The sequence below is a fragment of the Paraburkholderia sp. BCC1885 genome, assembly GCF_900996235.1.
Classification (GTDB): Bacteria; Pseudomonadota; Gammaproteobacteria; order Burkholderiales; family Burkholderiaceae; genus Paraburkholderia.
Map to the genome: position 1 here is coordinate 24,268 of NZ_CAAJGM010000210.1, position 21,478 is coordinate 45,745.

A 21,478-nucleotide genomic window follows, 5' to 3' on the forward strand; every position below is an offset into this window, starting at 1 on the left:
GCGGCGCGCTTTTGTCCCCTGGATCATGGATCACCCTCTCACCAAACCTGCCGAGCCGTCCACCTCGGATCTGGGCCGGCGCGTGCGAGCCGCGCGCCAGGCGCAGGATCTGACGCTCGAAACCGCGAGCCGCCTGTGCGGCGTATCACGCTCGACGCTGTCGAAAGTCGAAAACGGCCTGATGTCACCCACTTTCGACGTGCTGCAAAAGATCGTGCTCGGGCTGAAGATCGAGATCGGCGAACTGTTTGGATCGACGCCAAAGGTTAGCGCCGGCGGCCGCCGCGCCTTGACCCGCAAAGACGCCGGCCAGCGCCACGCGTATCGCGGCTATCAGATGGAACTGCTCGCCACCGACCTCGCTCACAAGGCGATGCTGCCGTTTCGCATTCGCATCTCGGCGCACACGCTCGATGCGTTCGACGATTGGGGACGGCACGAAGGCGAGGAGTTTCTCTACGTGATCAGCGGCAGCGTGTGCCTGTACTCCGAGCTGTACGCCCCGACGCATCTGAACGCGGGCGACAGCATCTACTTCGACAGCCGCACAGGCCACGCCGCCGTCTCCACCAGCGACGAAGACGCGGAAGTCTTGTGGATGGCCACCAGTGCCGATATTCCACAGGCGCCGGTGGACGCCGCCAAGAAGTAGGCGCGCACTAAACCGATCCGCCGCACGCGCGCGAATGAGCGGCTCGCCGCTGCGGTTATGAAGCGGCTTTCGCCGCGCCGGCTCCCGCAGCTTCACCGCCCGCCTGCATCGCCTTGCGCGAGGCCAAAGCCCGCTGCGCCAGTTGCGCAATATGTAACGCATGACGTCCGGTGCCGTGCTCGATCTGCTCGCGGCAACTAAAGCCGTTCGTCAGCACGATGGTCTCAGCCGCCGCGCTGCGAAGCGCCGGAAACAGTTTGTCTTCGCCGATCTTCTCGGACAGCGCGTGATGCTCGGCGTTAAAGCCAAACGATCCCGCCATTCCGCAGCATCCCGTGTCCAGCAGTTTCCATTTGACGCCGAGCCGCTGCAGCAGCGCCGTGTCGCCTTGCATGCCGAACAGCGCCTTCTGATGACAATGGCCATGCACGACGACATCGGCGTCGAGCTTCGGCCAGTCGAACGGCTCGCGCACCACGAAGTCGGAAAACAGAAAGGTCTGCGCCGACAAACGCTTTGCCAACGCGTGATCGGGCAACTGCTTGAGCAACTCGTCCTTGAAGACGGACAGGCAACCGGGTTCGAGACCCACCAGCGGCACGCCGGCAGCGATGTCGTCGGCGAGATCGTCAAGCACGTTCACCAGCAGTTCGCGCGCGCGCTCGAGCAGGCCGAAGTCATAGAGCGGACGGCCGCAGCACAGGCGGTTTTCCGGCAGCACGACGTGCCAGCCGAGTTGCGTCAATACGTCGGCAGCCGCTTGCGCGATCTCGGGGGAGAAGTGGTCGCTGAACGTGTCCACCCAAAGGATTACCTTGCGCGCGGCCGGGTTAGGCGCACCGCCCTTAACCCCCTCCGCCCGCCGCACACGCTCCCGATACGTCTGCCGCGCAAACTTCGGCAACTCGCGCGCTTGCGCCACACCCGCAATCCACTTGCCCAGCGGTGCAATGCCCGGCGCCGACGTCATGAAGTTGGTCAGGCGCGCAAAGCGCGCGGCAAGCGGCGCCCATTCGCCGATCCGGCCCATGAACATCGCCTGTCGCGGCCTACGATTCGTTTCATAGTAGTGCGAAAGGAATTCCGCTTTGTACGACGCCATGTCGGTATGCGTCGGACAATCCGACTTGCAGCCCTTGCAGGCAAGGCACGTGTCGAGCGCTTCCTTGACTTCGTGGCTCTGCCAGCCATCGGTGATGACTTCGCCTTGCAACATCTCCCAGAACAGATGCGCGCGTCCACGGGTCGAATATTTCTCCTCGCGTGTGGCACGGAAACTGGGACACATCGTGCCGCCGTCGAGCGAACGGCATTTGCCCATGCCGATGCAGCGTTCGAGCGCGCGTTGAAAGCCATCGCCCTCCTGGCTTGCAAACGTCAGCTTCGTCTGCAACGTCACCGGCCGATACGCCGGCCCCATGCGCAGATTTTCGTCGGCGCGGTAGGCATGCACCACCTTGCCGGGATTGAGGCGGTTGGCCGGATCCCAGATCGCCTTGAACTGTTCCAGCGCCTGCATCAATTCCGGGCCATACATGATGGGCAGGAATTCGGCCTTCGCCTGGCCGTCGCCGTGTTCGCCGGAAAGCGAACCGCCGAATTCGACCACCAGTTCTGCCGCTTCGCGCAGAAAGCGGCGCCACGTCGCAATGCCTTCCGCCGTGCGCAGATCGAAGGTAATGCGCGCATGCACACAGCCGTCGCCGAAGTGACCATACAGGCTGGTTTCATAACCATAGCGGTCGACCATCGCCTGGAACGCGCGCAGATAATCGCCGAGCCGCATGGGATCCACCGCGGCGTCTTCCCAGCCCACCACCGGATCCGACCGCGCCGGATCGATCGACAACGCCACCGCCGACGCCCCCGTCTCGCGGATCGACCACACCTTCGCCTGCAACGCGCGCTCTTCGACCAGCATGCTCGAAACGTTCGCACCCGCCACGCCCGACGCGAAAAGCTCGGCCGCCGCACGCGCCTGACTCACCGCCGCTTCATGCGTATCCGCGCCGAATTCGAGCACGACCCACGCGTCGCCTTCGGGCAGCAGCGCGATCTCTTCCTTTTTCAAACCACGCGCCTGCAGTCCGCGAATAATCGCGCGGTCGAGTCCTTCAATCGCAATCGGCCCGCACTGCATGAAATGCGGCACCGCGTCGGCGGCCGTGAAGATATCCGCGAAGCCGAGCACCAGCAACACGCGTTTTGCCGGGCTCTTCACGAGCCGCACTTTAGCCTGCAAGGTGACCGCGCACGTGCCTTCCGTGCCGACCAGCGCGCGCGCGACATTGAAGCCGTTTTCCGGCAGCAGTTGATCGAGATTGAAGCCGGACACGCGCCGCTTGATCTGCGGAAACTTCGCGCGGATCAGATCGGCATAGGTGTCGCGCAGTTGCCTGAGCGCCGCATAAATTTCGCCCTGGCGGCCGCCGGCTGCGATGATGCGTTCGAGTTCGTCGTCGGCAGTCGGACCCACCCAGAAGCGCGCACCGTCGTATGTGACGATTTCGAGCGCCTCGATGTTCTCGACCGTCTTGCCCGCCATCACCGAATGCGCGCCGCACGAGTTGTTGCCGATCATGCCGCCGAGCGTGCAGCGGCTGTGCGTGGCCGGGTCCGGTGCAAACGTGAGGCCATGCTGTTCCGCGGCATCGCGCAAGGTATCGCAAACCACCCCGGGTTCGACGAGCGCCGTGCGCGCCACCGGATCCACCGAGACAACACGATTCACGTATTTGCTGGCGTCCGCAACCACCGCGACATTCACGCACTGGCCGTTCTGCGACGTGCCGCCGCCACGCGGCAGAAACGGCACGTCGTTGCGCCGGCACACGGCGACGGTGGCGAGCAGATCGTCGACGTCGGCAGGGACCACCACCGCCAGCGGCACTTGCCGGTAGTTCGATGCGTCGGACGTGTATAGCGCTTTCGACGCCTGATCGAAACGCACTTCGCCGCGCACATGCTGGCGCAAATCGGCTTCGAGCGACTGCATGACAGCGGCCGTGCCACGAAACGGCGTGGCGACGGTTTTGACATCAGCCGCCAGCGCGCCCGCTTCGGCTGCGACCTTGCTGTCACGCGCGCTCACTACAACACCTGCCCCAACGGCTTGGAAACCCGCATCATCGGTTGATGATTCCACTTCAACAGCACCTCGTACATAGGGCCGCGGCTCAAGCCAAATCCAAGCTCAAGTGGCCTGATCTTGAGCCGCGATCATCTGAAGATCCCCTGGGCATTGCCGGCGTCGAAACGCAGGTCGGTTTCCCAGCGGCGTGTGTCCTGATCGAACGTGCGTTTGCCTCATCCGCAAGCTGGAACACATCCGCGACGCGATCTGTCGCGTGATTGGACGCATTGCCTTCGGTGGCGATCTACGCCATTTTTGCCGATTCCTTCAACAATACTTCGTAATCCGCCTCGTGGGGTATCTCGTGTTGCCGCGCAAACGCAGCCACGATCAACGGCAGCAATTCATGCGCCGCGTCGAGCGGCAAGACGCTCTCGCGCTCAAGCTCCCACCAGTGCGCCGTGGCAACGGGCGTCAACGTATCGCGCAACGCGCCGATTATATTGCTGATCGCCTGCTGAAACTCCGCCGAAAAACGCTCGGGATGCAGTTCGCTGACGAAGAACTGCACGACGCGTCGATCAACGCCAATCCCGGCGGCGACGGGCGCGTGCTTGACGACGGCGGCAAAGTGATGGGCGATGCCATGCTGGAGGTATCGCTGCCAGTGAAAGCGGCCCGGTGCTGGCTCCAGTGCCTTGGAACGCCGCGCGACCTTGCTTGCGCGGCGCGAGCCCGGGACCCGCAAACCGGTTTACCGGTTCGATATCCACATGCAGGGCGAATACGAAACCGTATTCTTCGATTTATGAGCTTTCACGCCGCTTTCACAATCGCACGGTAGGATCGCGGCTTCGCGATGCGACTTTGATTGCGAAACTCCGAGTAAGTTTGGGCCCGCCGCGTGCGGGCTTTTTTTTGTTTTATAGCCGCGATATAGCCGTGTGACGAACCGGAGCAGACCGTCCAACACTTTGTGATTAGCCGGCAGCCTGCGCGGCTGGCTTAGTCGGCATCGGACCAAAGAACAGCACCTTAAGCCTATTGGGGCCCATTACGCGGGCCAATTCGGCAAGCACACAGTAATTGGCGATCAGCGTCACCAACAAAATCTGGATCGCCCAGAAATGCGCCCAGTTGAGATTGGCGAGCAGCATATGGTTGGCGGAAATCAGACCAGACGTTTCTTTCCAGTAGTCATACAGGTGCTCCAGGTAGTGGACGAACAAAGCCACCAAGGCATAAATCAAGGTGCGCCATCCGGCGTTCCATATCAACGGCTTCTCCGGAAAGCGGTTGATGAACGGCAGTAGATTGGCGAGCAGCACCGACTTACCGAGAATCAAGGCGGCGACCGTGACGGAAAGCGACGTCTGCAACGAGACACCTGCGCCCTTTGTCATCAACTCGCGAATGATCGCAACAATGTGCAGGATAACGAAGAAAAAAATGGTCGGCGGCAACATCTCCATCAATTCATGCTTGATCGTCACAGTCAGTTTGCTCATGATCATCTCCGAACGTGGCCGGCTTTATCCGCATCCGGGGACCTCAGGGCATGCGACGCGCCGCAAGGACGACGGCTGCACTGCAGCATCAATAAAGTCGGAAGTGCACCTCTGGCAATACGCGTGTGTTTACTTAACTGGATGAATCAGGGGCGCCATTCTTCATGACGCAACAATGCTGACGCATCAGGCGATCACCAATTTATACGGCCAGCCACGAATATCAAGCGAAGTTTTTGCAAGGCAAAAGAGCTTCACCCCAATGGCCGCACTCCAATCCACCATCCATGCAGCCAAAAGGCAAATGCCACCCAGGCTACCGCGCCGCTTACAACGACAATCGCATCACCGCCCAAGCTGCCAACGACATAAACCACGCCTGAGGTTGCATCGCGCCGCCGCCCGGCGCGAAAATCCAGCACGCCCCAAACAAAAAAAGCCGCAAACAGCACGATCGCATTCAAGGTCCCGTTCGCCAGCCAATGCGCGAACGCCCACAACGCCGCGCTAAGCGCCATCGGATGATGAACCCAGGCTTTGAGGTGATTACGCGGAACGTAAGCCGCAACGAAGAGAATAAAAGCGATCAGCGTCAACAACGCCGTAAGATGCGGCGCCCAGACCGGCGGCGTCCACAACACCACTGGATCGCGTCGCGCGATCCCGTAGCCCCAAATGATCAAGACCAACCCCACGCCCGACGCGAGCGAATAAGCGCCCTTCCACGACTTCTCGCCCAGCCGCGCAATCTGCCGCTCACGCCACGGCTCAGCAAAGATGCGCACCGAATGCGCGCCCAGAAAAACCACCAAACCCAGTATCAATACCGACATGGCAAGCTCCCCGCGACGGGTGTCGACCAATCGCCGCGATTGTCGCTCAAGACTCGGAGACTGCCAATGCCGGCTTCAATGCCGGGTCTAACCGATCCACGGCATCACTCCGCGACCGGAATCCAGGCTGCACTCGCTGCGTCGCTCGAGCGAAAAGCCGGGAATTTGCTGCCCAATTCCGCGACCGTTTTGATGTCGTTCTTCACGAGGTCATCACGCGTAATTAGCGTCGGTTTGACGACAATCTGATGCCCCGGGTCTGCGCCGGCCACCTCCAACGCGGCCGCGCGCACCGAGACCGCGCCCACCACCGCCGGATTGGTCGCAGCCGTCGCGACCCATGCACTGTTCGGTGCGCGGATCGCCTCGATATCCGCCGTCGAAATGTCCGCGCTGTAAATGCGGATCTTCGAGCCGAGATTCGCTTCGCTGGCCGCCAGCGTCGCGCCGCGCGCGAATTCGTCGTAAGGCGCGAACACCACGCGAATCTCCGGATGCGCGCGATACGCCGCAGCCGCCTGATTCGCCACCGACTGCGCGATCGGGTTATCCACCGTGCCCCAGCGCGCCTTCTCCTGCACCTGGGGATGAGCCGTCTTGAAGTCGCGCCACACCGCATCGCGCCGATCGAGCGGTGCAAACCCCGCCACATACACGTAGCCCGCCGCGAACGCATCGCCGTTGTCCTTGACGGCCTGATTCAAAAGCAAGGTGGCCAGATCGTGATCGCTTTGTTCGATCTGCGGCACTTTGGGATTGTTCAGATCGACGTCGAAAGCCACGACCTTGATGCCCTTGTCGAGCGCGCGCTGCACCACGTCCCTCAGCGATTCCGGCAAGCCGTGATTGACGATGATCGCCGACACGCCCAGGCTAATCGCCTGCTGGATCTGCTCGCGCTCCTCGGCAGCGTCTTGCCGCCCTTCGTAGATGCGCAAATCGATGCCGAGCGCCTTTGCCTGCTTTTGCGCGCCGGCCTCATAGGCCTGGAAGAAATCGCCGGTGGACAGATAATTGACCAGCGCAATCTTCACACCGCCCTTATTGAACGGCGCTGGCGCGCCTTTAAGCGGCTCCGCCTGTGTCGTCTGCCCGAGCAAAACAGCGGCAGAAAGCAGCGCCAAGGCACAAACCGCGTGACGCGCACGAAACTTACGGCGATTCAAATATTTCATTTGGGCTCCTCAGCGCTATATCTGAACGGTTTATAGAAAGCATTTACTGGCAGGCGCAGGATCGAATCATGCGTGCGCGGTATGGCGTGCGCGATACCGTGCGCCCGGATGCGGTTCCGCCAAACGTGGGCCGCCGCCATGCAGCTTTTCGCGCAGCGAGCCGTTGGTATATTCGGTTTTGTAGACGCCGCGCCGCTGCAATTCCGGCACCACAAGTTCGACGAAATCGCTGAAGGTCTCGTGCGTCAGCGCGTAGGCGAGATTGAAACCGTCGACGTCGGTCTCCTCGACCCATGATTGCAGTTCATCGGCAATCTCCTGCGGATCGCCAACCGACAACGGTCCAAGACCGCCTATGCCGCCCCATTTCGCAATCTCGCGCACGGTCCATACTTTTGTCGGATCGGCGCTCGACAGGGCTTCCACCGCGGATTGCACCGCGTTGCTCTCCACGTGACGCAGCGGCTCATCGAGGTCGTACTTCGACAGATCGATACCGGTCCATCCCGACATCAGCGCCAGCGCGCCTTCGTCGCTGGCGTAGCGTCGGTAGTCCGCGTGCTTGGCATGCGCTTCGGCCGAGGTTCTGCCCGTAATGACGGTATGCAGGTTGAAAATCAGCACATCATGCGGATCGCGCCCGAACGACTTCACGCGCGCGCGAATATCGGCCACGAACTGCTTGAGAATGGTGCGCGACGGCGCGGCGATAAAAATGCATTCGGCGTGCTGCGCGGCGAAATCCTTGCCGCGCTTCGATGCGCCGGCCTGATAGAGCACCGGCGTGCGCTGCGGCGACGGTTCGCACAGGTGAATTCCTGGCACATCGAAATAATGGCCATGATGCTCGATCGGATGCACCTTCGACGGTTCCGTGAAGACCTGACGCGCCGCATCACGCACCACGGCATCGTCTTCCCATGACGATTCCCACAGTTTGTAGCAGACGTCCAGATACTCTTCGGCCAGCGCATAGCGCTCGTCGTGATTCGCCTGGCTCGGCAAGCCGACATTGCGGGCCGCACTATCCAGATACGACGTAACGATGTTCCAACCCACTCGTCCATTGGTCAGATGATCGAGCGTCGACATGCGGCGCGCAAACGGATAGGGATGTTCGTACGACAACGAGCACGTCACGCCAAAACCCAGATGCTCGGTTACGTTAGCCATCGCCGAGACCAGCAGGACCGGATCGTTGACCGGCACCTGCGCGGCCTGGCGAATCGCGGCCTCGCCATTGCCGTTGAACACGTCGTAGATGCCGAGCACGTCGGCGATGAACAGGCCGTCGAACTTGCCGCGCTCCAATAGTTTCGCGAGGTCGGTCCAGTAATCGAGGTGCTTGTAGCGCCAGGACGTGTCGCGCGGATGTGCCCACAAGCCCGGTGATTGATGTCCGACGCAATTCATGTCGAATGCGTTTAGACGGATCTGTCTGGCCATAGTCGGACCCGGTTAGAGTGATACGAATAAGCCCGCCACGCGCGCTTTAGATCGCGCCGTGGCGCGGCGGCAGCACGTCGTTCAGGTAATAATTGCCCACCGCGATGTATTTCCAGCGCACCGGATCGTGCAGCGTGTGGGTACGTGCATTGCGCCAGTGGCGGTCGAGATTGTGTTCGGCGAGCGTCGCCTGGGTGCCGGCCAATTCGATCAGACGCGTAGACGCCTGCAAGGCCGCCTCGGTTGTCGCGGCGCGTGCTTCGGCTACGGCAATCGAGGCCGCCGCCACCGTCTGTGCCGTCGACTCCTTGACCGCCGCATCCACGCGACGGCCCGCACGCTCCACTAGAGCCTCAGCCGCGTGCAGTTGCAGCGCGAGTTTGCCGAACAATTCGAGCGTCAACGGATCGTCACTGGCGCGCTCGACTCCGCTGTCGATCCACGGACGCGAGCGTTCGCGCACAAAACGCCGTGCATCTGCAATTGCCGCGCGAGCAATACCGAGATCCACCGCTGCATGAATGAGTTGACCAATGGGGCCAACGGTCGTGGGCCGCGCATCGAAGGCAGCACTGTATGGCACCACGGCCGACGCTTCGACATAGACATTGTCTAGCGTAGTCGTGCCGCTGCCGGTCGTGCGCTGCCCGAAACCAGACCAGTCATCCACGATGGACAAGCCAGGCGTTTGCGCGCTGGCGAAAGCGACATGCAGCGTGTTGTCGGCCGCTCTGGCGACAATCGGAATCCATTGCGCGAACAGGGCACCCGTCGAATAAAACTTGGTGCCGTTGATGCGAAAGCCGTCACCATCCGGCGTGAGTGTGGTCCGATAGTCCGCTACTGTTTTAGTGCCTCGCTCGGAGAGCGCATTGCCAAATCGTTCCCCTGCCAGCGCGCGTGCGAAATAGAACGCCCGCTGGTCTCGCGTGCCGTTCACGCGCAACACCTCGAGCATATAGAAGTGATTTTGCGGAATCTGCCCTATCGCAGGGTCCGCCTCCGAGATAATCGCGGTAACTTCCGCAAGCGTGGCATAAGAAACCTCCGCGCCGCCGAACTCACGCGGCACGGCAATGCCCCATAGACCGCTCGCCGAATAAATGCCAATCTCCGCATACGGCAGGCGCCGCTCACGGTCCCGCTGCGAAGCGCCTTCGGCAATCGTCCGCGCCACTTCATGCGCAACATCCAGCGCCTGCTGATCGTCTGCGATACGCGCCGCCTGCGGCGCATGAGGTGCGCGCGGGATCATCGATTCTGCGAAAGCATTCATAGCGTCAGTTCCACGGATGGCGGGCTGGTTTGACGCCGTTCAGATAGTAGTTGCCGACAAGATGATATTTCCAGCGTACCGGATCGTGCAGCGTGTGTGTGCGCGCGTTGCGCCAGTGCCGGTCGAGGTTATGCTCGCCCAGCGTCGCCTGCGTACCTGCCAATTCGAAGAGTTTTTCGCTCGCCAGTAAGGCGATTTCCGTGGTCAAGACCTTTGCTTCGCCTACTGCCACTGAGGCCAAGGCCACATCGTCCTCAGTGGTTTCGCCCTTGGCAGCAATGAGATCCAGAGTGCGGGCGGCGCGTTCGAGCAGCGCCTCTGCCGCATGCAACTGAATATGCAGATGACCGACCTCACGCACCGTCAACGGGTCGTCGCTTGCACGTTCGACGCTGCTATCGATCCACGGCCGCGAGCGGGTACGCACGAACGTCAGCGTGTCCGCCAATGCGGCTTGCGCGATGCCGGCGTCGATTGCGGCCTGGATGATCTGCGAGATCGGGCCGTTCAGTGTGGGGAAATCAGAGACTCGATGCGCCGGGAAGACATGCGAGCCCGGCACGCGCACCGCTTCGAGCACCACTGTGCCGCTTGCCGTGGTGCGTTGACCGAAACCCGACCAGTCGTCGATCACATTGAGGCCCGGCGTACCCTTCGGTATATAAGCGAGCCAGCCTTTGCGGTCGTCGTCGAGACCCAGCACCGGCACGAAGTGTGCGAACAATGCGCCGGTCGAATAAAACTTGGTGCCGTCGACCACATAGTCGTCGCCGTCGCGCCGCACGCGTGTTTTCAGATCGAGCACATGCTTCGTGCCCTTCTCCGAGAAGCCATTGCCGAAGCGCTTGCCGTTCAGTATCTGCGCAAAGAAATAGCGTTTCTGTTCCTCGGTGCCGGTCAGCGAAATTACATCCACCAGACCAAAGTGATTTTGCGGCAACTGGCCTAATGAAGGGTCCGCCGCCGCGATGATCTTGATCACTTCAGTCAGCGTGACGAAGGAAACACCGGCGCCACCGTATGCCTTAGGCACCGTGATCGCCCATAACCCGGATTGCGAAAACCATTCGATCTCTTCATGCGGCAAGCGGCGCTCGCGGTCGCGTTCCGGCGCGCCTTGCGCGAGGCGCGCCGCCAGTTCGCGCGCCACGGCGATGGCCTGGGCGTTGTCGTGAATGACGCGCACCGCATGCTGACCCGTATCGCTCGTAGGCGATGAGGTCGCTTCGTAAAGCTCGGCCATACGAATCTCCGCTTGAATGACTGTTCGCACAATCTATCAGCGGGTACGACGTGCGCAAACTGAACGATTGAGAAATAGATATTCCTTCGGATGGCAAACCAACTTTCGCGCAATCGCGCATAAGCACTTCGACTCGAATCTGATAACCATAGTCCGATTTGATGGTTTCATGCGTGACGGGTTGTTGATTAGAGTCGTTGCAAGCTGGACATCCCTGCCTCTTTGATTCGGAAACCATGACACGCTTGCACACCCCTCTCTTCTCGTTGCTGGCCGCGACCGTATTCGGCATAAGCGGCGGCATTGCCATTCAAGCTCACGCGCAAGGCGCAGCGCCCGCTGCCGATGCTGCAGACAGCACCGCATCCGTGCCTTCACTGAAAGGCAAGCGCATCGGCATTACAGCCGCGGGTACTGACCACTACTGGGACCTGAAGGCATACCAGGGCGCCGTCGATGAAGTGAAGCGCCTGGGCGGCACACCGATCGCGCTGGATGCGGGCCGCAACGACAATCGGCAAATCGCGCAGATCCAGACGCTGATCGCGCAGAAGCCGGATGCTATCGTCGAGCAATTGGGTACCGCAACAGTGCTCGAGCCGTGGTTGCAGAAAATCCGCCAGGCCAACATCCCGCTGTTTACGATCGACACCGCTTCGCCATCGAGCCTTAACGATACGACCTCGGACAACTTCTTTATCGGCGAACAACTCGCGCTAAAGCTCGTTAACGATATCCACGGCGAAGGCAACATCCTCGTCTTCAACGGCTTTTACGGCGTGCCGGTATGCGCGATCCGTTACGACCAGCTTAAGGCGGTGCTCAAATACTACCCGAAAGTGCATATCATCCAGCCCGAGTTGCGCGACGTGATTCCGAATACGGTGCAAAGCGCGTATGCGCAGGTCAGCCAGTTGCTGCAAAAGTATCCCAAGGGACAGGTCGCAGCAATCTGGTCCGCGTGGGACGTACCGCAGGTGGGCGCCACGCAGGCTGTGGATGCCGCGCATCGTGACGAGATCAGGACTTACGCCGTCGACGGCAGTCCGGACGTCGTCACGCTCGTGAAAGATCCGAAGTCGAGCGCCGCGGCCGTGGTCGCGCAGCAGCCTGCTTTAATCGGCAAGACGGCGGTCGATAACGTCGCGCGTTATCTCGCCGGCGATCGCACGCTGGCACCGTATACCTACGTGCCGTCGATTCTCGTCACCAAGGATAACGCCGGCACGGTCCAGCAGACCCTCGGCCAGCTCGCCGCAAAATGAGCCACGGCGATCATGCCGCCGCGCTCGAACTGCGCGACGTCGTCAAACACTTCGACGGCGTGCCGGCGTTGCGCGGCGCCTCGCTGACGGTCGCGCGCGGCACCGTTCATGGCCTGATCGGGCAGAACGGCGCGGGCAAGTCGACGCTGATCAAGATTCTCGCCGGCATTCATGGCGCGGATTCAGGCGCGATTGCCGTCGACGGCATCGTACAGACGCACACGGCATCGACGCATGCGGGCGCTTCGGGAATTGGCTTCATTCATCAGGAACGCTTACTACCTTCCACCTTTACGGTAGCCGAGGCGCTCTGGCTTGGCGCCGAGCGAACCATCGGCCCGAAAGCAGCGGGCGGCTTCAGGCTGCTTGACATACGACGCCTGCAGCGCGATACGCGTGATGCCTTGCACACCCACTTTGGCGTAGATATCGCACCAAATCGGCTCATTGGCGATCTAAGCGTCGCCGAACAGCAGATCGTGCAGATCACCCGTGAACTGATCCGCGAGCCTCGCATTCTCGTCTTCGACGAACCGACGGCGGCACTCGTCAGCCGCGAAGTGGATCGTCTGTTGCAAACCATCGATCTTCTGCGGCAACGCGGCCTGACCATCCTGTACGTTTCGCACTATCTGAACGAGATCGCGGCAATCTGCGATCAGGTCACGGTGTTGCGCGACGGCGTCGACGTCGCCCGCGTCGATGCACGGCAGACGCCGACCGAAGCACTCGTCAGCGCCATGATCGGTACGCAGACAACACAGGCACAGACCGCAGCGCCCGCGCGCATGCCAGGGAATGTCGTCCTTGAGGTGCGCGATCTGAGCGCGCCGGGCCGCTTCGAAAACGTTTCGTTCGACGTGCGGCGCGGTGAAATCGTCGGCATCACCGGCTTGCTCGGCTCCGGCGGCAAATCTCTGGTGCGCAGCCTGTTCGGCCTTGAGCGTGGCGTAGAGGGCGAGATCGAAATCGACGGCAAGAAAGCGCGCCTGCGTCGTCCACAGGATGCCGTGCGCCGGCATATTGCGTTCGTACCTGAGGACCGGCGCGCGCACGGCGTCGCGCCGGCGCTCTCCGTGCGCGAGAACACGACGCTTGCCAGCCTCGCCCGCTTCAGCCGTTTCGGTCTGCTGGCGCAGCGCCGCGAAACCCAAACCGTGCAGCGCCTGATCGAAGAGCTGGCAGTGCGCACGTCCAGCACGGAAACGCCGGTACGGCATCTCTCCGGCGGTAACCAGCAAAAAATTGCGCTCGCCAAGTGGCTAAGCCGCACGTCTTCGCTCTATCTGCTCGACGAACCCACAGTCGGTGTCGACGTCGGCGCGAAGACGGAAATCTATCGTCTGCTCGACCAGCTTGCCCGCGACGGCGCCGGCGTCCTGCTGTTCTCCAGCGACCTGATCGAACTGCTCGGCATCACCGACCGCGTACTCGTGATGGCGCGTGGCCGCATCGTGCGCGAATTGGTCTCGCGTGACGCCGATAGCCAGGACGTGCTGGCATGGGCCACCGGCGCGCGCAGTGCGCAAGGCTCGACGACGCAACAGGAGATTGCCGCATGAGCAAAGTGCTCGATGCCACGCCACGTAGCCGGAAATTCGAGCGGCCCGCGCAGTTCCCAGGCGCGCAATGGTGGTTGAGAAGCGGCGCGGCGCTTGCGTTTGCAGTGGTGTTTATCGGCTTCGCCGTGAGTTCGCCGCTGTTCTTTACAATTGCGAATCTCGCCAATGTATTGCAGCAATCCGCAGTCGTCGGGATTCTCGGCTTTGGTTTGACAATCGTGCTGATCGGCGGCGGCGCAGATCCGCTCAGAGGGGGTCTCGATCTTTCGGTGGCGGCCAATCTCGGGCTGTGCGCGGCGGTTTATGCCGTTGCGCAGCGTGAAGACGCCGCACCCATTACGGCGTTGCTATTGACGCTTGCAGCGGGCGCAGGAGTCGGCGCGCTCAATGCGTTTGCCGTCATCGTGCTGCGCATCTTTCCGCTGCTTGCCACGCTGACGACGATGAATCTCTGTGCCGGTTTCGAACTGGTGTTGACGCAGAACACCTCGGTGCCTGCGAGCGGCGCCTTGCTCAGTTTCCTGCTCGACAATGGCACGTTCGGCGTGCCGCATCTCGCCTACGCGCTGCTCGCGGCCGCCGCATTGTTCACCGCGCTGGTTCACTACACGCCATTTGGGCTACGGCTGCGCGCCACCGGCGCTCATCGCGATGCAGCGCAAGCCGCTGGAATACGCCCGACCCGCTATATTGCCGCGAGCTACGTGTTGAGCGGAATCGCCGCGGCGTTGGCCGCTTTGGCCTCCACCGCGCTATTGAGCGGCAGTTCGCCCGGTGCGGGAGAGAATCTGCTCGCAACTGTGGCCGCCGCGCTGCTCGGCGTGGTCTTTTCGCGTCGGCTCGTGCCGACCATTCCGGGCACGCTGCTCGCCGTTCTGTTTATTGGCGTCATCAGCAACGGGTTTCAGCTCGATAACGTTTCGAGCTATTGGGTCAACGGCGTGGAAGGGGGGTTGATCCTGTTCGTCGTCGCCACGACCGCGCTGGTGCGCCGCCATGCAGGAAATCACGCTCATGATTGAACAGATAAGCCGCTTGCAGCGCTTCGCGCTGGTGGGCGCATTGATTGCGGTGACCGCCTTCTTTGCGGTCTTTGCACCGGGTTTCGCACGGTTCGATAATCTTTCCGATGTCCTGCTGAATAATTTCGCACTACTGGCAATTGCATCGCTTGGCATGACAATCGCATTATCGTTAGGCGCGATCGATCTTTCGCTCGGCACGTCCATCGACGTCGCCAGTCTCGCCTTTGTCCTGCTGAGTGCGCATCATGCGGGCGTAGTGTCCGCGGCATTGGGCGGCCTTGCAGCGGCGTTTCTCGTCGGCGCTTTCAACGGCTTGCTGACCGGATGGTTCGGCATTGCGCCATTTCTCGCCACGCTCGGCACGCTGTTCATCGGCCAAACCGTCCAGCAACTCGCCACCGACGGCGGTCAACCCGTGTATCTGCTCAACGTCGTGTTGCCGCCACTGTTCGGAGAACTGGCGCATGGCACGCTCGCGGGATTGCCAGTCCCGTTATGGATCGTCGCGATTCTGGCGCTCGTGGTACATGTCACGCTGGCGCATTCCACTTTAGGCCGGCAACTCACCGCGCTCGGCGCGCAACCCGGTGTGGCGCGTTATTCGGGCTTGCCGGTGGCGACCATCACCGCCGCGACGTTTATCGCCAGTGCGTTGATTTATGGCGTGGTCGGCCTGCTGCTGTCGTCGACTGTCAAAGCCTATGTGCCGCAGGCCGGTAACGGCTATCTGCTGAATGCGATCGGCGCGACCTTCATCGGCACGACGCTGTCGCCGGCGCGCCGACCTGGCGTCGTCGGCACATTGCTCGGCGTGTTGCTATTGAGCCTCGTCGCCAATGGCTTGCTGCTGATTGGCTGGAATTTCTATTGGCAACAGGTGGCGACCGGCGCGCTTATCTTCGCCGTGCTGGCCGTGAGCTTCGCGCAGCGGCGCGGCCGCTATGCATGATTCTCGCTGCCGCGCCCCACGCTAAACGTAAAGGCCAATGCGCCGACCAGCAGCACGCCTTTGATGAAATCCTGCATGTAGTACGGCGCATTCAACATCGTCAAGCCATTGAGCAACACGCCGACAAAGACCGCGCCCACCACCGTGCCGAACACGTTAGGACGCTTGGCGCCCCACACCGCATAGCCGACCAGCGCGGCCGCCACGGCATCGAGCAGCATCGAATGGCCGGCGCTGACGTCGCCTCGTCCCACGCGCGCCGCAATCAGCACGCCGCCCAACGAGGCGATGGCGCCCGAGGCGACGTATGCGGCAATCCTGTATCGCGCGGTGGGCGCACCCGCCAGGCGTGCGGCGGTTTCGTTGCCGCCAATCGCGTAGATCACGCGCCCCCAGCGCGTCGTTTCCATCACAACGCACGCCACCACGGTTAGTACTACCAGGATGATCACGGGCAACGGCACCACATCGAACAACCGCAGACGTCCGAGTGCCAGAAACGCGTCGGGAAACACTCCGGTTGTTTCGCTGCCATCGGGCAAGATCGTGCCTGTTGCGAGCGAGCGGCCACCGGTTGGAATCAGTTGCAGGCCCGCGAGCAGAAACAGCGTGCCGAGCGTGGCCAGTTGATCGGGAACACGCAGGCGGGTAATCAGAAAGCCGTTGAAAAGACCTGCCGCCACGCCGAGTGCGAGGCAGGCAATGACCGCTTCAAAAGCATTCCCATGCCATACGATCAGCACATAGCTAGCCGCCATCTGTGCCGAGGCCGCCACGCTGCCCACGGAAAGATCGAAGCCGCCGGCGGCGAGCGTCACCGTCACGCCTATGCCGAGCAACGCGACAATCGAAACCGCCTGCAGAATGCTGAAGAGGTTGTCGATATTCAGAAAAGCCGGCTGATTGACGGCGAACACGACGACAAGCAATGCGAGCACGAGCAGCATGCCGGTCCGCTCAAGATGAGCGCGCAGTCCGCGCAATCGTCCCTGTCGAATGCCGGCTTGAGACGTGGTGTGCGCGGCGTCGGAGACCGCCTCCGGGGGAATCGAAGCAGTGGTTTTCATGAGCGGACGTGAGAGGTGAAATCGGCATGAACTGCGTGATCAAGCGACGCACGATCGAAGCGAACCACACGGTCGGCAATTTCGAACGCCTCTTCGAGATCGCTGACGAAGACCAGCGTGGCGCGCTCCTGAGCATGGTGCCGCAGCGTATCGACGATATCGGCACGCGCGCCGGCATCGACGCCCTGAAACGGTTCATCCAGCAACAGCAGCCGGGCGGGCTGCGCATGCCAACGCGCCAGCACGACCTTTTGCTGATTGCCACCGGAAAGCCGGTTGAGACGATCATCCGGTCCGGTGCAGCGAATCCCGAAGCGTTCGATCGCTTCACGCGCGGCACGCTGTTCTCGCGCACGCTTAAGACCGCCATACCTAAACCAGCGTGACAGGAACGGAAAACTAAGCGTGCCGGCAATCGAAGCGAACCGCACGCTGTCCGGAAACAGCGAGGTCCGCCAACGGTCTTCGCCCGCGAGGAAGACGCCGGCGCGGATTGCCTCGGCGGGCGAGCGTGGCCGCCACGGCTGGCCGTCGAGTGTCATGGTCCCCGCAACCACACGTCCCGCGCCGAAAATCGCGCGTGCGAAGCGTGACTTGCCACCGCCTACCGGGCCGGCAATGGCGACGATTTCACCGCGGTGCACGTCGAGATCGAAGGGAATGCTAGCGGACGTCAGTTGCAGATCGCGCGCGCTGAAGCACGGTATGGGCGCTGCGATCCCGACCTCCGCCGGGGCTATAGTTGCGCTCGCGTTCGTCGCAACATGGTTGCGCAACGGCCGCCCGATCATCGTTTCGATGGCGGCGTCGAAGTCGATCGGTGCAGGCAGATCCGCGACGATGCAGCCGTCGCGCACAATCGTCACGCGTTCGGCAACGCGCCGCAGATCGCCGAGCCGGTGTGACACGAGCAAAATCGCCACGCCGTCGGCGCGCAACCGGTCAACGAGTCCAAACAGACGTTCCGCCTCGGGCGCCGACAAACTCGCCGTGGGCTCGTCGAGAATCAGCAAGGCAGGCCGCGTCGCGAGCGCACGCGCCAGCGTCACGAGTTGCTGCGCGGCGAGCGATAACGTGGCAAGCGGCACGGCCAGATCGACATCCAGCCCCACACGTGCCGCGAGCGGCGCAGCCGCCTGACGGCGCACCGCCGGCGATACCCGCCAGGGTGAAGCCGGATCGCACAGGCGGTCGAGCAACAAATTGTCTGCGATCGAAAGCGTCGGCACCACAGCATCCGCAATCGATTGATGGACGGTCGCAATGCCCAGCTGTTTAGCATCCTGAGGGGAAGCCGGCTGAAACGGCTTTCCGCGCACCCGGAGCTCACCGGCATCCGGACGATACACGCCGCTGAGAATCTTCACGAGGGTCGACTTGCCTGCGCCGTTCGCGCCCATCAGCGCGACCACCTCGCCCGCACGGATCGACAGATCGACACGATCGAGCGCCACGGTAGGGCCGAAACGCTTGGAAACGGCGGCAACGGTCAGGATTGGAGCAGTCATCGAAGAGGACGCGCACGAGGCTGCGCTCAGAGCGGATGACCGACCATCGTAGCCACCCGCTAAGGGTGTGCCAACGAAGCGTTGCTCATATCGATAGCATGTCCGGCGACAGCCAGGCCGAAGCCGAGCGGCTTAACAGCGAAAGTGATCGATACTCTGACCGGCGTAAATCGCCCGCGCGAGCCAGTCCGGCTTTTCGCCCTGACCGTCCCACGAATTACCGAAGGCGTCCCGGTACATTACCGGCTTGATCGCAGCCGCATCCGCTTCGATCGATGCCGCCAATGCTTCGAGCGTAATGCCGTATTCGTCCATGCGATGACGTATCCATAGGACGAGGCGTTCACGCGCGTTCCCGTCGAAATCGAACGTGGTTTGTTCTTGTCGCTCTTTCATGACGTACCGATATTGCGGTGCGAATTGCACGCGTTTTGAAAGCAGGTTTTTGAAAAACGCAGGCTTCACCAGTGAACGGCCAGCCTATCTATGAACCGGATGGGCGACCTCTTTGCGAAGCCGCTTTAGCATCTATCCGGCAATTTTAGCATCCCTCTTTTCCGCCTCGCACGGCAAAAAGGCGGCTCGAGTGCGTCGATCGACGCGCACCGTCGTGCTATTTTATGGCCCTGTACTTTCTCTCGTCACGTTGCAAGGAAAGCCGCCATGTCTCCCTCTACCGCCGTCGCCACCATCCTTGCTGCGCTTCTGATCGGCGCAATGAGTCCGGGGCCGAGCTTCGTGATCGTCGCGCGCAACTCGATCGGCTTGTCGCGGCGCGACGGACTGGCTACGGCCTTGGGCATGGGAATCGGCGGCGTGCTGTTTAGCGGTGTCGCGCTGCTGGGTCTGTACACCTTGCTCGCCGCCGTCACCTGGTTATATGTGAGCCTGAAAGTCGCGGGTGGCCTGTACCTGATCTATCTGGCGTCGAAGATCTGGCGCAACGCCAAAACGCCACTCGCCTTCAATCAGGCCGACGCTAATGCCAGCGCCAATCCGCGTAAATCTTTCTGGGTCGGTTTAAGCACACAACTCAGCAATCCGAAAACCGCCATATATTACGGCAGTATCTTTGCTGCGCTGCTGCCGCAGCATCCGCCGCTGTGGTGTTATTTCGCGCTGCCGCCCGCCATCTTCATGATCGAGGCAGGCTGGTACACCGTCGTCGCGTTGTGCTTTTCCAGCCGGCGTCCGCGCGAACTGTATCTGCGAGCCAAGACGTGGGTGGACCGCGTGGCGGCCGGCGCCATCACCGCGCTGGGGCTTCGCCTGATTTTTGCGGCGCATCGCATCGGCCTGTAATTCCCGGCTTAAAAGCATTCCGCAACCGCGCCAGGTTTCCTCTAACGTCATACCTGGCGTGGCATGCAGGGGATTTTCAACGTTTCGCTTTCCTAAGAGGGTCCGAGCGTTTTCTGCGGTATTGCGTGCCGGCCGTCGAAAACTTTACAAGATATTCCTTGACGGCAGTGGCCCCGTACCGCTATTGTGGCCATCGAAGTTCAAGAAGTTCGATTGCTGTTCATCAATTGCTCGCTCTCTCAGCGGTATTCGTTGTCCTCTCCCTCCTTGACGCTTCACGTGCTCCGTAGCGAGCGAATATTTACTTTTTTCTTCATCAAGGATTCTTCATGGATACCGGCACCGTTAAGTGGTTCAACGACAGCAAGGGCTTTGGCTTCATTACACCGGACAAGGGCGGCGACGACCTGTTCGCTCACTTCTCGGAAATCAGCGGCGACGGCTTCAAGACGCTGGCTGAAAACCAGAAGGTGAGCTTCGAAACGAAGCAAGGCCCCAAGGGTCTGCAAGCGGCTAACATCAAGCCGCTGTAAAGTTTGACGGGTCCGGTATCCGATAACGGGTACCGGGCTGCAGCGACATCCTCGCGGAGTTTGTTCTCCCAAACCTGGCCATCGCTTAGCAGTTTTTCGATGCGCCAAACGCCTCGCTTGCTCCCTTCATTCCCCCTGGCTTGACCGGCTTAAACGCCCTCACGATACGCATTCGCTTCGGCCCGATCTGGTTCGTCCAGAACGCCGCGCACGCGTGCGACTATTTAAAATTAAAATGCAAAGCAAACACACTCATCATTACAACGGCTATGCCGTTCAACCTTCGGCACATCGGCTGCCTGACGGTTCGTTTTCTTCCAACCTGCTGCTCGAACGCGCCGGCAATGTGCCCGCGGAAACGCGCTATCAGTTCTATTCGCTCGACTACTTCAATAACGAAGAACAGGCGCTGCAGCATTCGTGCCGCTGGGCGCGCAACTGGGTCGATAGCCGCGGCTAAGACCAAGACCTGGGCTCAGGCTAAAGCCGGATCTCAGGCGGCTTTGCTCTCGTGCCGCTCGTTTGGGTCGCGCTTGCGCGAAACGTAGCGCGTCAGCACGGCGTCCGTGCGAAACAGTTCGAATGCAATCTCCGACAGCACACCGGTCTCGCGCCAACGCAAGTAATACCGATGTGAAGTCTGATATGGCGGATAGTGTTCCGGCATGGCATTCCACGGCCTGCCGCTGCGCAACACCCACAGCACGCTATTGACGACACCACGCAGATTGACACATGGACGTCCGCGACGAACCACGTGCTGATTCAACTCAGGCAAGAGCGGCACAACCCGTTCCCACTGCGCGTCGGTCAGGTCATCGAGAAAGAGCGCAGAGGGCATCGGCGAATGCGCCTGGGTCGATTCTGGAGTATTCATGCAAGTGAGGAATCCGTACTAAACGGCTGAGATTCACTGTGGCGAAGAAGGCCTACGCCCTCCGACAAAGCCTTGCGGTCAGCTTAACTTAAGCGCTACGCAAAGAAAGTCAAATCTTGTCAGATCCGCATAAGGCCTTGCACGCAGGGCTAGTCGCGAGTCTCGCTTGCAGCCCGGTCGCATT

At 61.3% G+C, this 21,478-nt stretch carries 19 protein-coding genes and 2 pseudogenes; 9 read left to right on the forward strand and 12 right to left on the reverse strand.

The genetic code is table 11. The features are described 5' to 3' along the window. Positions 1–25 precede the first annotated feature (25 nt). On the forward strand, positions 26–652 hold the full coding sequence (locus FQ755_RS22670; protein WP_144157265.1) for a helix-turn-helix domain-containing protein: 627 nt from the start codon (positions 26–28) through the stop codon (positions 650–652). A gap of 55 nt (positions 653–707) precedes the next feature. Here the strand turns inward: FQ755_RS22670 and FQ755_RS22675 are convergent, their stop codons facing one another. Both FQ755_RS22675 and FQ755_RS22680 read right to left on the reverse strand, forming a co-directional pair. After that, on the reverse strand, positions 708–3,647 hold the full coding sequence (locus FQ755_RS22675) for an FAD-binding and (Fe-S)-binding domain-containing protein (RefSeq protein WP_144157295.1): 2,940 nt from the start codon (positions 3,645–3,647) through the stop codon (positions 708–710). 224 nt (positions 3,648–3,871) lie between these two features. Continuing rightward, a pseudogene (locus FQ755_RS22680) lies at positions 3,872–4,299 on the reverse strand (2-oxoadipate dioxygenase/decarboxylase family protein); the annotation flags it as partial. Positions 4,300–4,388: 89 nt separating this feature from the next. Between FQ755_RS22680 and FQ755_RS38255 the strand changes: the two are divergent. Next, positions 4,389–4,537, forward strand: a pseudogene (locus FQ755_RS38255) (protocatechuate 3,4-dioxygenase subunit alpha); the annotation flags it as partial. Between the two features lie 168 nt (positions 4,538–4,705). Here the strand turns inward: FQ755_RS38255 and FQ755_RS22690 are convergent. The 6 genes from FQ755_RS22690 to FQ755_RS22715 form a co-directional block, all read right to left on the reverse strand. After that, on the reverse strand, positions 4,706–5,233 hold the full coding sequence (locus FQ755_RS22690) for a hypothetical protein (RefSeq protein ID WP_144157266.1): 528 nt from the start codon (positions 5,231–5,233) through the stop codon (positions 4,706–4,708). Between the two features lie 254 nt (positions 5,234–5,487). Further along, positions 5,488–6,066, reverse strand: a complete 579-nt coding sequence (locus FQ755_RS22695) for an NnrU family protein (protein ID WP_144157296.1) — start codon at positions 6,064–6,066, stop codon at positions 5,488–5,490. A gap of 104 nt (positions 6,067–6,170) precedes the next feature. Then, complete coding sequence (locus tag FQ755_RS22700) at positions 6,171–7,241, reverse strand: substrate-binding domain-containing protein (protein WP_144157267.1); 1,071 nt, start codon at positions 7,239–7,241, stop codon at positions 6,171–6,173. Between the two features lie 66 nt (positions 7,242–7,307). After that, positions 7,308–8,687 (reverse strand): LLM class flavin-dependent oxidoreductase, encoded by a 1,380-nt coding sequence (locus FQ755_RS22705; protein ID WP_144157268.1) that lies wholly within the window; start codon positions 8,685–8,687, stop codon positions 7,308–7,310. A gap of 46 nt (positions 8,688–8,733) precedes the next feature. Continuing rightward, positions 8,734–9,963: an SfnB family sulfur acquisition oxidoreductase gene (locus tag FQ755_RS22710; protein ID WP_144157269.1), complete on the reverse strand. Its 1,230-nt coding sequence runs from the start codon at positions 9,961–9,963 to the stop codon at positions 8,734–8,736. Between the two features lie 4 nt (positions 9,964–9,967). After that, on the reverse strand, positions 9,968–11,206 hold the full coding sequence (locus FQ755_RS22715) for an SfnB family sulfur acquisition oxidoreductase (RefSeq protein ID WP_144157270.1): 1,239 nt from the start codon (positions 11,204–11,206) through the stop codon (positions 9,968–9,970). Between the two features lie 236 nt (positions 11,207–11,442). On the opposite strand from FQ755_RS22715, the gene FQ755_RS22720 reads away from it, so the two are divergent. Genes FQ755_RS22720 through FQ755_RS22735 form a run of 4 tightly spaced genes read left to right on the forward strand, consistent with a single transcriptional unit; the run spans position 11,443 to position 16,007 of the window. Next, positions 11,443–12,471: a sugar ABC transporter substrate-binding protein gene (locus FQ755_RS22720; protein ID WP_186308626.1), complete on the forward strand. Its 1,029-nt coding sequence runs from the start codon at positions 11,443–11,445 to the stop codon at positions 12,469–12,471. After that, a complete protein-coding gene (locus FQ755_RS22725) occupies positions 12,468–14,033 on the forward strand; it encodes a sugar ABC transporter ATP-binding protein (RefSeq protein ID WP_144157271.1) in 1,566 nt (521 codons plus the stop codon). The genes FQ755_RS22720 and FQ755_RS22725 overlap by 4 nt, the downstream gene beginning before the upstream one ends. After that, a complete protein-coding gene (locus FQ755_RS22730) occupies positions 14,030–15,055 on the forward strand; it encodes an ABC transporter permease (protein WP_144157272.1) in 1,026 nt (341 codons plus the stop codon). The genes FQ755_RS22725 and FQ755_RS22730 overlap by 4 nt, the downstream gene beginning before the upstream one ends. After that, positions 15,048–16,007 (forward strand): ABC transporter permease, encoded by a 960-nt coding sequence (locus tag FQ755_RS22735; protein ID WP_144157273.1) that lies wholly within the window; start codon positions 15,048–15,050, stop codon positions 16,005–16,007. The genes FQ755_RS22730 and FQ755_RS22735 overlap by 8 nt, the downstream gene beginning before the upstream one ends. Here the strand turns inward: FQ755_RS22735 and FQ755_RS22740 are convergent. From FQ755_RS22740 to FQ755_RS22750, 3 genes are all read right to left on the reverse strand, one after another. Next, positions 15,998–16,954, reverse strand: coding sequence for an ABC transporter permease (locus tag FQ755_RS22740; protein ID WP_260858802.1), 957 nt, complete (start codon positions 16,952–16,954; stop codon positions 15,998–16,000). The two genes, FQ755_RS22735 and FQ755_RS22740, sit on opposite strands and share 10 nt — an antisense overlap. A 116-nt stretch (positions 16,955–17,070) precedes the next feature. Beyond that, positions 17,071–18,582 carry a sugar ABC transporter ATP-binding protein gene (locus FQ755_RS22745; RefSeq protein ID WP_144157275.1) on the reverse strand — a complete coding sequence of 504 codons (1,512 nt, stop codon included), beginning with the start codon at positions 18,580–18,582 and terminating at the stop codon, positions 17,071–17,073. 132 nt (positions 18,583–18,714) lie between these two features. Next, complete coding sequence (locus FQ755_RS22750) at positions 18,715–18,978, reverse strand: H-NS family nucleoid-associated regulatory protein (RefSeq protein WP_144157276.1); 264 nt, start codon at positions 18,976–18,978, stop codon at positions 18,715–18,717. 267 nt (positions 18,979–19,245) lie between these two features. Between FQ755_RS22750 and FQ755_RS22755 the strand changes: the two genes are divergently transcribed. From FQ755_RS22755 to FQ755_RS22765, 3 genes are all read left to right on the forward strand, one after another. Further along, entirely contained in the window at positions 19,246–19,884 is a 639-nt protein-coding gene (locus tag FQ755_RS22755; RefSeq protein WP_144157277.1) for a LysE family translocator, read from the forward strand. Positions 19,885–20,213: 329 nt separating this feature from the next. Then, positions 20,214–20,417, forward strand: a complete 204-nt coding sequence (locus tag FQ755_RS22760; protein WP_012428559.1) for a cold-shock protein — start codon at positions 20,214–20,216, stop codon at positions 20,415–20,417. A 235-nt stretch (positions 20,418–20,652) separates the two neighbouring features. Further along, complete coding sequence (locus FQ755_RS22765; RefSeq protein ID WP_144157278.1) at positions 20,653–20,877, forward strand: hypothetical protein; 225 nt, start codon at positions 20,653–20,655, stop codon at positions 20,875–20,877. A 33-nt stretch (positions 20,878–20,910) separates the two neighbouring features. Here the strand turns inward: FQ755_RS22765 and FQ755_RS22770 are convergent, their stop codons facing one another. After that, positions 20,911–21,294: a transposase gene (locus FQ755_RS22770; RefSeq protein ID WP_144157279.1), complete on the reverse strand. Its 384-nt coding sequence runs from the start codon at positions 21,292–21,294 to the stop codon at positions 20,911–20,913. Between the last annotated feature and the right edge of the window lie 184 nt (positions 21,295–21,478).